6 protein-coding genes are annotated in these 12,111 nt (G+C 76.2%); 4 read left to right on the forward strand and 2 right to left on the reverse strand.

Going from position 1 to position 12,111, the window contains the following annotated elements:
- Positions 1-72: 72 nt before the first annotated feature.
- Positions 73-3,927 (forward strand): hypothetical protein, encoded by a 3,855-nt coding sequence (locus IF43_RS43375; RefSeq protein WP_030194814.1) that lies wholly within the window; start codon positions 73-75, stop codon positions 3,925-3,927.
- 81 nt (positions 3,928-4,008) lie between these two features.
- On the opposite strand, the gene IF43_RS0105805 is transcribed toward IF43_RS43375, so the two are convergent.
- Complete coding sequence (locus IF43_RS0105805) at positions 4,009-4,743, reverse strand: SDR family oxidoreductase (protein ID WP_030194816.1); 735 nt, start codon at positions 4,741-4,743, stop codon at positions 4,009-4,011.
- Between the two features lie 71 nt (positions 4,744-4,814).
- Here IF43_RS0105805 and IF43_RS0105810 point away from each other — a divergent pair, with 71 nt between their 5' ends.
- Together IF43_RS0105810 and IF43_RS0105815 are read left to right on the forward strand one after the other, a co-directional pair.
- On the forward strand, positions 4,815-5,762 hold the full coding sequence (locus IF43_RS0105810) for a LysR family transcriptional regulator (protein ID WP_030194819.1): 948 nt from the start codon (positions 4,815-4,817) through the stop codon (positions 5,760-5,762).
- Positions 5,763-5,856: 94 nt separating this feature from the next.
- Positions 5,857-6,645, forward strand: coding sequence for an alpha/beta fold hydrolase (locus tag IF43_RS0105815; protein ID WP_030194822.1), 789 nt, complete (start codon positions 5,857-5,859; stop codon positions 6,643-6,645).
- Positions 6,646-6,811: 166 nt separating this feature from the next.
- Here IF43_RS0105815 and IF43_RS0105820 read toward each other — a convergent pair whose 3' ends face one another.
- On the reverse strand, positions 6,812-11,035 hold the full coding sequence (locus IF43_RS0105820) for a S8 family serine peptidase (RefSeq protein WP_030194825.1): 4,224 nt from the start codon (positions 11,033-11,035) through the stop codon (positions 6,812-6,814).
- A 91-nt stretch (positions 11,036-11,126) separates the two neighbouring features.
- On the opposite strand from IF43_RS0105820, the gene IF43_RS0105825 reads away from it, so the two are divergent.
- The gene (locus IF43_RS0105825) at positions 11,127-12,080 is read left to right on the forward strand and encodes a hypothetical protein (RefSeq protein WP_030194828.1); all 954 of its coding nucleotides are present in this window, start codon (positions 11,127-11,129) and stop codon (positions 12,078-12,080) included.
- The last annotated feature ends 31 nt before the right edge of the window (positions 12,081-12,111 follow it).

Below are 12,111 nucleotides of genomic sequence, written 5' to 3' on the forward strand. Positions count from 1 at the left end.
GGAGCCGAGCGTGTTGGGTGCGTGATCAAGGGGAGCAGGGCCGGCGGGGCCGGCGTCGAGGGGGGACGTGGCATGGGCCGACAGGAGAAGCCGCTGGACCCGGGGGACGGACCGGTCGCGGAGTTCGCGGTGGCGCTGCGGGAGCTGCGCCGCGCGGCGGGCGGTCCGACGTACGCCGCGATGGCGCGACGGGCCGGGGCCTACTCGGTGGCGACGCTCTCGCGGGCCGCGGCGGGCGACCAGCTGCCCACCCTGCCCGTGGTGCTCGCGTACGCCGCGGCGTGCGGCGGGGACCCGGCGCTCTGGCGGGCCCGGTGGCAGCGGGCCGCCGACGGGCTGGCCGCGCTCGCCGCGCAGCGCGACGACGAGCCCGCCCCGTACCGGGGCCTGGCCCGGTACGAGCCCGGTGACCGGGAGCTGTTCTTCGGCCGCGACCGACTCGTCGACGACCTCGTCGCACTCGCCCGGGCGCACCGGGTCGTCGTCGTCTTCGGGCCGTCCGGCAGCGGCAAGTCCTCGTTGCTGCGGGCCGGGCTGGTGCCGCGATTACAGGAGTCCGGGGACGGGGCGGCCGCGATCCGGCTGCTCTCCCCCGGCGCGCATCCGCTGGAGCGGCACCGGTCGGCCGTCGCGCCGGCCGACGCGCCCGGCGACACCTGGCTGGTCGTGGACCAGTTCGAAGAGGTCTTCACGCTCTGCCGCGACCCGGAGGAACGGGCCGGGTTCATCAAGGAGTTGCTGACCGCCGCGCAGGCGGACGGCTCACGGGTCCGGGTCGTCCTCGGCGTCCGGGCGGACTTCTACGCCCCCTGCCTCGCCGACCCCGCGCTGGCGGCGGTGGTGCGGGAGGCCAGTCTGCCGGTGACGCCCATGACCCGGGACGAACTGCGCCGGGCGATCGTCGCCCCGGCGGCCGCCCGCGCCACCGTGGTCGAGCGGGCGCTGACCGCCCTGCTCGTCGACGAGCTGCACGGCGACGCCGCCGCCCTGCCGCTGCTCTCCCACACCCTGCTGGAGACCTGGCGCCGCCGCTCGGCGCGCCGCCTCACGGTCGAGGCGTACGAGGCCGCCGGCGGGGTGTACGGGGCCGTCGTGCGTACCGCCGAGGCGGCGTACCGCGCGCTCGACGCCGAGCGGGCCGGCACCGCCCGCCGGATCCTGCTGCGCCTGGTCAACCCCGGGGAGGAGGGCCTGCCCGACACGCGCCGCCCGGCCCGGCTGGACGAACTCGGCCCGGAGGAGGACGTCCGGCCGGTCCTCGACGCACTCGCCGCCTCCCGGCTGGTCACGCTGGGCCAGGACACCGTCGAGCTCGCCCACGAGACACTGATCTCGTCCTGGCCCCGCCTGCACGGCTGGCTCGAGGAGAGCCGGGAGCACCTGCGCCTGCGCCACCGGCTGACCACGGCCGCGGAGGCCTGGGACCGGCTCGGCCGGCACCCCAGCGCCCTCGCCCCGGCGGCGCTGCTCGTGGCGCTCGCGCCGCTGCGCACCGCGGACGGGGACGCACCGGGGTTCCGGCCCGTCGAGGCCGAGTTCCTCGAAGCGAGCCGCCGGGCCCGGAGCCGGGCCGCGGCGCGCAGGCGGGCAGGCCGGGGGGTGCTGGCCGTCCTGACCGTGGCCGCCCTGGTCGCCGGCACCCTGGCCTGGCAGGCTGGCCTGACGGCCGAGGTCCGCCGGAACCTCGCCCTCGCCCTGCGGGCCGCCGCGGTCGCCGAAGGGCTGCGGGCCGGCGACCCCCGCACGGCCGCCCGGCTGAACGTCGCGGCCTGGCGCCTGGCCCGCACCCCGCAGACCAGGGCCGGACTGTACGCCGCGCTGACCGACCGGACCGCGGCCGACGTCACCGTGGGCTCGGGCGGCTCGGTCGTGCGCAGCGAGTTCACGGACCCGGACGGCGGGATGCTCACGGTGACCCGGCACCAGGGGGTGGAGCTGTGGGACCTCCGCGCGCGCAGCCGGGTGGCCGTCCACGCGCTGGCGGGGTTCATGGCCTCGCCCTCCAGTTCGTCCCCGGGCCGGCTCCGGCCCCCGGACGGGGGCCTGTTCCCGGCGCCGGAGCCGTCGGCATGGGACTGGCCGGAGCGCGCGCGGCCGAGCCCGGACGGCCTGCGGGTGGCCTCCGTCAGCCAGGGGGACGCCACCGACCCGGAGCGGCGGTGGGCCCGGATCCGGCTGCTGGACCTGCGGACCGGGAGCGCGTCCTCGCTCGTGCTGCCCGGCGTACCGGCCGTGACCGACCTCGCGTGGGGCGGCGGCAGCCGGGTGGTGGCGGTGGCCCTGCCCGGGGCCGTGCAGGTCTGGGACGTCGGCGGCCGCCGGCCGCTGCTCACCGTGCCCGCCGCCGAGGACTTCACGGGCGCGGCCGTCAGCGCGGACGGCCGCCGCACGGCACTGTGCGGACGGCACGGGGTCGAGGTCTGGGACGTACCCGGGCGGCGCAGGGTCGCGGCCGGGCGGTCGGCGGCCGGGGTCCCGGCGCGCTCGTGCCGCTCGGACGTGCTGCGCCTGAGCCCGGACGGGGCCCGGCTGGCCGTCGGTCTGGACACCGGCGTCCTCCTGGCGTCCACCGGGGGCGGCGGCGCTCCCGACCGGGTGCTCCCCGCCGCCGGGGTGACCGGTCTGTCCTTCAACCGGGACGGCACGCTGCTGGCGGCGGTGGGGCCGGACGCCGCACGCGTCTGGCGCACCGCGGACGACCGGCCCGACCCGCTCGTCTTCCACCAGGGGCTGCGCCGCGAACGGCCCACGGACGTCCGCGTCGACGACCGGGCGGGGGTGCTGCGGTACGTGCGCGCCGACCAGCGGAGCGTGGCCGTGCTGCGGCTGGGGCCGCTGCGCGGCGTCCCGTGGCCCGGGAAGGGGTCCGACCAGGTCCACCTGTCACCGGACGGATCCGTGGCCGTCGTCCTGCGCCGCGACGGCGCGGCGGTGGTGCCCGAGGCGTACCCCGGCTCGGCGTGCGCCGGCGGCCGGGTCCCGGAGGGGGTCGAGCCGCTGCGCAGACTGCCGGCGCTCCCCGCCGGGGGCAGCGGCCCGGTGGTGGCCGCGTTCAGCCCCGACGGCCGCCTCTTCGCCTACGGGCCGGCCCGCAGCGGCGGGGCCGGGGAGACCGTGAAGGTCTGGGACGTGCCCGGCGCCCGGCCGCTTCCCGACCTGCCGGTGCCCACCGCTCCCCCGGCACCCGGCGTGTCCGGCCGCCCCACCGTCACGGCCCTGGCTCCGGTGCTGCGGGACGGCCGACCGGTGGTGTACGGGATCCTCGACGTCCTCGGGGAGGTCGCCGCCCTGTGGAACCTCTCCGCCCACCGGCTGGTGACCATCGAGTCGACCGGCGCGCTGCCGATGGCGGTGCGGCCCGACGGCGGGATGCTGGTCCTGTCCGACGGCCGGCTGGTCACCTTGCCCGGCGAGCGCGTCGAGACCCCGACGGACCTTCGCGGATCCGCGTTCTTCGCGGCCGCCTTCAGTCCGGACGGCCGGCACCTCGCGCTCGCCGACGCGGCCGGCCGCGTCACCCTCCGGGAGGGGGCGCCGCCCGGCCCGCCGATCGTCCTCGCCGGCGGCCCGTACGGCACCGACGTGGTGCCCGGCGGTTACTCCGGCGCGGTGTTCTCGCCGGACGGCGGCATGCTCGCGGTGGGGGACGCCACGGGCGCGGTCCGCCTGTGGGACGTTCCCTCGCGTACGCCGCTCGGCGGCCCCCTCCCCGGCACGGGCGACCCGGCGGCCCGGCTCGCCTTCACCCGCGACGGCACCGCCGTGGTGGTCCAGGGCCCGCACACCGCGCCGTCCGCACACCGGGTCGGGACGGGGGACGTGGTGGCGGCGGTGTGCGCCCGCTACGGCGGCGGTCTCGACGCGGCGCAGTGGCACGTCCACCTTCCCGAACTCCCCTACCGCGCCACCTGCGCGAGCGGGGGCTGAGCCGGCGCGGCACCGCCCCTTCCGCCTCGCCATGACACACCCCGGCAGGCTTGCGGGTGTGGGGGACGGCGGGGCACGGTCTCACCAGGGGATCGGCCCGTCCTCGGCCAGAAGGGCGCCCGTCGGGCCGTCCTCGCCGGCCGTCGCCAGGTCGACCGCCACGGCCGCGCCCTCCTCCGCGGTGCGCATCCCGGTGTGGCGGTTCAGGTCGGTCGCGCAGTAGCCGGGACTCACCGCGTTGACCAGGATCCCTTCGGCACGCAGTTCGTTGGCGTAGAGCACGGTGATCGCGTTCAGCGCGCTCTTCGAGGTGCAGTAAGGGAGGAGGATCGAGTAGTAGGGGGACCAGGGGCTGCCGGGGTCGGCCAGGTGGGTGAGGGAGCCGAGTTCGCTGGACATGTTGACGATGCGTGCGGCGGCGGAGCGGCGGAGCAGGGGCAGCATGGCGTGGGTCACCGCGATGACGCCGAACACGTTGGTCTCGTAGACCTGCCGAACGGTAGCGGCGGGGGTTTCACTCGGCTGTTGCGGTCCGGCGGCGATCGCGGCGTTGTTGACGAGGATGTCGAGGCGGCCGAACGTGGCGTCGATGTGCTGGGCGGCGGCCTGGACCGAGGTCTCGTCGGTGACGTCCAGCGGTACGAACCGTACGTCGGCGCCGTCGGCGCGAAGTTCCTCGGCCGCCGCCTCGCCACGCCCGGCGTCGCGGGCGCCGATCAGCACGGTGATGCCGAGGGCCCCGAGCCTGCGCGCCGTTTCCTTGCCGATGCCCTTGTTCGCGCCGGTGATGAGAGCAGTCTTCTGCGAAGTCGTCATGGCACCCAGCCTCCCCTCCGCCACGGACGACAGGGAAAGACCGGATGGCTCTGGATCTATAGTCCCCAGATATGAATGAGCTGGAGGTTCGGGAGCTGCGGTACTTCGTCGCGGTCGCCGAGGAACTGAACTTCAGCCGGGCCGCGCAGCGCCTGGGGATGGCGCAGCCCCCGCTGTCGAAGGCGATCGCCCAGATGGAGTCGCGGCTCGGCGTACGCCTGTTGGAGCGCACCACCCGGCAGGTGAGGCTGACCCACGCCGGTCAGGTGCTACTCGACCAGGCCCGGATCGCGGTCGACGCGGTGCACGCGGCGGCCCGGCGGGCACGCCGGGCCGGTCAGCCGACACCGCGGCTCGTCGTGGCGGTCAAACCGGCAGGCGATGCCGGGCTGCTGCGGGAGATCCTCGCCGCCTACCGGGCGGCGGGTCCGCATCTGCCGCCACCCGAAGTCGTCGTCGCCGGCAGCGGAGAGCCGATCGCCATGCTGCGGGACGGCCGCGCCGATGTCGCGCTGCTGCGCAGCCCGTTCGACGGTCAGGGGCTGGATTCCCAGACGCTCGTGGTCGAGCCGCGACTGGCCGTCCTGCCCGCCGCGCACCGCCTGGCCGGACGCCGGCGACTGCGGCTGACCGACCTCCAGGGCGAACCGATCCCGCGCTGGAAGGGGGCTGCCGCCTCCACCACCGCCTACTACACCGGATACGACGGCGCGGCGGCCGGCGGCGGCCCCCCGGGCTCGGCGCCGGCCGACAGTCCTGAGGGGCCGCTCGTGGCCAGCGTCGAGCAACTCCTGGAGGTGGTCGCGCTGGGGCAGGCGGTGGCGTTCCTGTCACGCTCCACGACCGAGCGGCACCGGCGCCCGGACATCGCGTACCGGCCGGTCACCGGGCTCAGCCCCAGCGCGGTCGTGGTCGCCTGGCCTGAGACCTCGCGATCCGTGGCCGTCGCGGCCTTCGTGCGAGCCGCCCACGACGTCGCCGCCCACCACCCCGACCACGTGGCCGCACTGGCCAACTGACCGCCCGCACCCCTCGGGACGACGGCGGGGAGGTGGGGTGCGGGGAGGTGTCCGGCGCCGCGACGGCGTGGGCGGGCGGGCCTACGCTGGAGTCATGGCGACGGTGCGGGTCGACGGGCTGACGGTTGCCTACGACCGGGTGGGCGCGGGGCCGCCCGTCGTGTTCCTGCACGGCGCGGGGGACGACGCCCGCATCTGGCGGCCGCAACTCCAGGCGCTGGCGGACGCGTTCACGGTGGTGGCCTGGGACGAGCCGGGAGCCGGACGCTCCTCCGACGTACCCGGGTCCTTCGTCCTCGCGGACTACGCCCGGTGCGTGGCGGCGGTCGTGGCGTCCCTGGGGCTCGGACCGGCGCACGTCGCCGGTCTGTCCTGGGGCGGGACCGTCGCCCTGGAGTTCTACCGCCACCACCCGGACCTCGTGAGGACGCTGATCCTCGCCGACACCTACGCGGGGTGGAAGGGCTCCCTGCCGGCGGCGGAGGTGCGGGCCCGGGTCAAGGGCGCGCGCCGCATGCCGGCCGCGCCGCGCGGTGCGTTCGATCCGACCCTGCCGGGTCTGTACGCCGACGGGCCCCCCGCCGCCTACGCCGCGCTGCTGGCCGCGATGGCGGACGCCGTGCGCCCGGCGACCCTGGGGAGGCAGCTGTCGCTCATGGCGGAGACGGACCAGCGGGACCTCCTGCCCACCGTCGCGGTGCCCACGCTCCTTCTCTGGGGCGAGCAGGACGTGCGCTCGCCGCTGACCGTGGCGCGACAGTTCCACGAGGCGATCCCGGATGCCGAGCTGGTCGTGATCCCGGGCGCGGGACACGTCAGCAACCTGGAACGGCCCGAGGAGTTCAACCGGGCCGTACGCCGCTTCTGCAGCGACCGTTCCTGAGTTCCCGGGGACGCGCGGGCGCCGACCGGGTCCGGGGCTTCCGGGTCCGGTCGGCGCTCGCGACGGTCGTGGGGACGTGACGGTCGTGGGGACGCGGTGGTCGTGGGGACGTGACGGTCGTGGGGACGTGAGGGTCGTCCGGTCACGCCGGTCGGGTGCGGAGCGGTCAGCGGCGCAGGTTCAGGCGGTGTACGCCGCCGTCGACCGTGCCGACGTAGAGCGTGCGGCCGTCGGGGGCGGCGGCCAGCTTCGTGGTGTCGGTGTTCTGCAGGCCGCTCGAGATGTTCTCCCAGGTGAGGCCGTTGTCGGTGCTGCGCAGGACGCCCCGGCCGCCCTGGACGAGTCCGGACTCCCTCGAGGCGGTGGTGGCCGCGTAGAGCGCCCCGCCGACGCGCAGCAGGTCCGAGACGTGGACCGCGAGCGGGCCGGTGTCGGCGGTGCGGAAGGTCCTGCCGCCGTCCGTGCTGACCCGGACGGCGGAACCGCCGACGACCAGGCGCCGGCCGTCCGTCACGAGCGCGGAGACGGGGCCTTCGGCGACCTTGGTCTTGGTGACGCCGCCGTCGTCCGAGCGGTACAGGCCCGAGGCGTTGCCCAGCCACAGGCGCCGCGGGTCACGCGGGTCGCCGGCCATGGCGTCGAAGGACCTCTCGTGGAAGAGGTTCTTCCACGTCCTGCCGCCGTCGGAGGTCGCGAACAGGCCGTCGCCGAGGATGCTCCTGAAGCTGATCGCCACCCGGTCCGGGTCCGCCGGGTGGATCAGCATCGAGGTCGGTACCTCCGAGGAGGTGCCCTTCACCTTCCAGGTCCGGCCGGCGTCGGCGCTGCGGGAGACCTCGAAGAGGCCGGTCGCGGTGCGCCGGATCTGCCACACCACGTCGGTGTCCCGGGGCGAGACGGCGATGTGCGAGGTGAGGCGTCCGGTCATGCCCTCCGCCCCCGACCGTCCCCACTCGGGGCCGGCGACGGGGATCGCGGTGCGGTAGGTGCCGCTCACCGTGCCGGCGAGCAGGTGGCCGCCGCTGGTCGCGAGGGCGAGGGTGGTCAGGCCCTGGACTCCGATCCGGCGGTAGCCGGTGCCGTCGGCCGCGCCGCGGTACAGGCCGTCCTGTTCGCTGGAGACGGTGACCGAGCCGTCCGCCCAGCGGTCGTAGTCCATCGCGACGGCGGCCTTCGACGGAGCGGACAGGGGCGTCCAGGTCCGGCCGTGGTCGCGGCTGACCTGTCCGGCGCCGAACAGCGCGCGCAGGTACAGGTCGCCGCCGGAGGCGGACAGTCCGTTGCCGCCCTCCGGCAGGCGCAGCAGGGTGGACCAGGTGCGGCCCTTGTCGTAGGAGCCGCGGACACCCGTACCGGGGACGTAGGCCACGACCACCTCGGAGTCGGCCGCCATCCCGCGGAGGGTGTTCACCGGCTCGTCGAGGATGCGGTGCGCCGTGGCGGGGTCGCCCGTGCCGACGCCGTCGATCCGCCAGACGCTGTCGAAGGTCGCCAGGTACAGGGTGTCGCCGACCAGGGTGGCCTCGCGGACCCCACCGCTCACGCCGGTGGGGTACGTCGCCCAGCGCTCGCCCGCGTCCGTGCTGACCAGCAGCGTGCCGTCGACGATCGCGGCCAGGGTACGGGTGCGCTCGTCCGCGACGAACGCGTCGATGTGGGCGTCGGGCACGTCGAGCCTCCGCCAGGTGCGGCCGTTGTCGTCGGTGCGCAGGACCGTGCCGCGGCGGGTGGGGTCGGCGGCGGTGTTCACGGCGTACCACCAGCGGTCGGGGCGGCGGGCGTCGACCACGACCGCTCCGGTGCCGTTGCCGTCGGCGATCGGCAGCCTGCCGACCTGGCGCCAGTGGGCGCCGCCGTCGGTGGTCAGCCAGGGGGCGGCCTTGCGGAACTGGGTCACCACGGCCTGCTTCGGGCGGGCGGGCGAGAGCGCGAGGTGGCCGGCCTCGCTGTTGGGGCCGACGGGCTCCCAGCGGTCGCGGCGGCTGTCGGCGGGGGTGACCTCGAAGGCGCCGGTCCCGGTGATCCGCCGGCCGTCGGTGGTCGTGGCGCGTACGGCCAGCCGGTAGGCACCGGCCGCCGTCCCGCGCACGTCGGCCTGGTAGTAGCCGGCGCCGTTCATGGTGGTGGGCAGCGTGAAGGCCCTGCCGTGCGGGGGCGTGACCCTGATCTGCGGGGGCGCGTTCAGGGCGGCCGGGGAGGCGACGTGCACGGTGGAGCGGCCGTCGCTGGGGTCGGGGGACGCCTGGACGGCGAGGTGCCGGACGACGAGCAGGTAGGGCACCCGCACGGCCGGGCCGCGGTCGGGGGTGGCCGTGATCCGGCCGCCGATCTCCCTGTCGGTGGCCGGGCGGGCGGCGCGCAGGGTGACCTCGACGGTGGCGGACCGCCCGGCGGGGACCGTGAGGCGGGACGGGGACACGGTGGTGGGCCCGCTGCTGCTGAGGGCGACGGCCAGCGGCTTCCTGCCGGGGTTGGTCAGCCGTACCCTCGCGGTGCCGCCGACGGTCCGCTCCCCCAGGTCGGCGAGGCCGAACGACACGGACGTCGGGGAGGCGCCGAGGGTGGCCGACGCCGCGGCGGCCACGTCGAGTCGTCCGTTGCCCTGGACGGTGGGGCCGGTGCCGGCGAGCGGCTTCGCGGTGCCGACCAGGGCGGACCTGATCTGCTCGGGGCCCTGGTCCGGGCGCAGTTGGCGCAGCAGGGCGGCGGCTCCGGCGACGTGCGGGCTCGCCATCGAGGTGCCCGACATGCGGTAGACGCCGGGGCGGTACAGGGAGGTGGGGATCGTGGAGCGGATCTCCACACCGGGGGCGACCAGGTCGGGCTTGAGGCCGAAGCCGGTGCCGGGGCCGCGGGAGGAGAACGAGGCGATCCGGTCGGTGGCGTCGGTGCCGCGCAGGGTGACGGACACCTTCCCGGCGGCCAGTTCACGGCTCAGCTGGGCGTACTGGGTCGCGTCGATGCCCATGACGACCAGGTGGTCCATGCGCAGCGAGTCGCCGGAGGCGGCGGTCCGGGCGGGGTCGGGGCGGGCGGGGCCCGGCTGGGCCTGGACCGTTCCCGGGGTGGCGGCGAGCACGGGTCCGGAGCCGGCCGGGAGGCCGCCGAGGACGGCGAGCGCGCCGCGCCTCTCGGCTTCGCGCGCCCAGTCGATGTCGTACTGGCTCAGGACGTCCGTGCCGGGCGGGACGAGGATGTCGGCGCGCAGGATCTTGCCGCGTACGTCGCCGACCCGCCGCCAGTCCTCGGCGGTGCCCGCGCCGACGTCCACGAGGGGTGCGGTGACCGGTTCGCGGGGCGGGTTCGCGGACAGGATGCCCCGGTAGGTCTGGATCAGTTCGGGGTTCCTGCCCGCCAGGTAGGCGCTGGGGGTGCGGATGCCGCTGGTGGACGCGCCGACCGCGATGACGCCGGCGGCGGACGCGGGGGTGCTGACGGTGCCGGTGCCGGGCCCGTTGTTGCCGGCCGCCGCGACGACGACCACTCCGGCCCGCACGGCGGCGCTCGCCGCGCGGCCGAGCGGGTCGGTGCCGTCACCGGGGCCGCCGAGGCTCATGTTGATGACGTCGGCCGGGTGGGGGTTGGCCGGGTCGGCCGCCGCCTCGATGCCGGCGATGATGTCGGAGGTGTAGCCGCTGCCGTCGGGGCCGGTGACCTTGTAGGCCAGCAGGCTCGCGTCGGGCGCCATGCCGGTGACGCCTCCCTTCCCGGCCGCCTTGCCGGCGATGATGCCCGCGACGTGGGTGCCGTGGCCGTTGTCGTCCATCGGGTCGTCGTCGCCGTTGGCGAAGTCGAAGCCGCCGACGACCTTGTGGCCCTTGCCGAAGCCGGCGCCGAGGTCGGGGTGGCCGTAGTCCACGCCGCTGTCGAGGACCGCCACGACGGTGCCCTTGCCGGTGGCCTTCACCCCGGCGGGGTCCCGGCGCTTCCAGACCTCGGGCGCACCGGTCAGCGGCACGCTGGTGTCCGTCTGGACCTGCATGCGGGTGTCGGGGCGGACGGCCAGGACGCCCGGCAGCGTGGCCAGCCGCGCCCTCTCCGAGGCGGGCACGGTCATCGCCACGGCGTTCAGGAGCAGGCCGAGCCTCCGGGGTGCGGCGGGATGCAGTCCGGCGCTCCGTACCGTGCCGAGGAAGGCGTCCTGACGCGCCGCCAGGGCCCGCCTGGCGTCGTCGAGGGCGGCGGCGGTGCGGGCGGCCGGGGAGGTGAGCGAGCCGCCGGGGGCGGCGGCGACGGCGGCGGCCCCGGCCAGTTCGACGATGACCCGCTGGTTCGGGTCGGGTGTCTTCGCGGTGGCGGTGCCGGGCAGCGCGGTCAGCGTCCCGGCGAGCGCGACGGTGGTGACCGTGACGGCCGCCAGGCGTCGGGGTGTTCGTGCGTTGTTGGCCATGGGTCGAAGTCCTAGTGCCGCGGTCGCGCTCCGTACAACAGATCACGGCGGCCCATTGCTGCCGCTGGCACACGTGGGCCATTCTCGGCATATGACGAACGAGCTCACCGCCGCAGGCATCGACCCGTTCGACGAGAGCGTCTACCGGGCCGTGCTGACGAGGCGTACGGCGGGCCCGGCCGAGCTCGCCGCGGACCTCGGCTGCTCACCGCTGCGCGCCGCCAGGGCGCTGGACCGGCTCCACGACCACGGTCTGGTCGGGCGGCTCGCGGGCGTCCGCCGCCGGTACGCGGCGATCGAGCCGGGAGCCGCGGTCGAGTCCCTGGTACGGGCCAGGGCCGCGGAGTTGGACCGGGTGCGTGCGGCGGCGGGGGAACTGTCCCGCCTGTTCGCGGCGGCGCAGGCCGGCACGGCCGGCGAGGAGGAGGTGGAGATCGCCACCGGCCGCGAGGCGCTGGGCCGTTGGTTCGTCCGCCTCCAGCAGGAGGCGCGCGAGGACGTCATGACGCTGGACCGCCCGCCGTACGCCCTGACCACCGCCAATCCGGTGGAGAGCACGGCGCTCGGGCGCGGCGTGCGCTACCGCGCGGTCTACGCCCCCGAGGCGCTGGAGTGGCCGGGGGTCCTCGAGGACATCCGAGGGCTCGTGCGCCGTGGCGAGCAGGCCCGGGTGATGCCCGGTCTGCGGATCAAACTGGCCGTCGCGGACCGCCGGCTGGCGCTGATGCCGCTCTCGCTCGACCTCGACGGCGTACGCGCCGCGGTGATCCGCCCCTCCGCCCTGCTGGACGCACTCGTCGACTACTGGGAGCTGTGCTGGAAGCAGGCCCTGCCGCTCGACGTGCCCGCCGAGGACCCGCTGGGCGAGGAGGACCGCCTGGTCCTCACCCTCCTGGTGAGCGGCCTGAAGGACGAGGCGATAGCCCGCCAGCTCGGCTGGTCGGTCCGCACCATGCGCCGGCGGATGAGCCGCCTCCACGAACTCCTCGGCGCGGTCAACCGCTTCCAGGCCGGCGTCATCGCCACTCGCCGCGGCTGGATCTGACGCACCACCGGGCGGGGCGCCACCGGGCGGG

This window comes from Streptomyces sp. NRRL S-87, from assembly GCF_000719335.1.
In the GTDB taxonomy this organism is placed as follows: domain Bacteria; phylum Actinomycetota; class Actinomycetes; order Streptomycetales; family Streptomycetaceae; genus Streptomyces.

Coding starts and splice junctions, on each gene's coding strand:
- IF43_RS0105820 (WP_030194825.1), bottom strand. CDS start 11,035: ATGGCCAACAACGCACGAACACCCCGACGCCTGGCGGCCGTCACGGTC.
- IF43_RS0105810 (WP_030194819.1), top strand. CDS start 4,815: ATGAATGAGCTGGAGGTTCGGGAGCTGCGGTACTTCGTCGCGGTCGCC.
- IF43_RS0105825 (WP_030194828.1), top strand. CDS start 11,127: ATGACGAACGAGCTCACCGCCGCAGGCATCGACCCGTTCGACGAGAGC.
- IF43_RS0105815 (WP_030194822.1), top strand. CDS start 5,857: ATGGCGACGGTGCGGGTCGACGGGCTGACGGTTGCCTACGACCGGGTG.
- IF43_RS0105805 (WP_030194816.1), bottom strand. CDS start 4,743: ATGACGACTTCGCAGAAGACTGCTCTCATCACCGGCGCGAACAAGGGC.
- IF43_RS43375 (WP_030194814.1), top strand. CDS start 73: ATGGGCCGACAGGAGAAGCCGCTGGACCCGGGGGACGGACCGGTCGCG.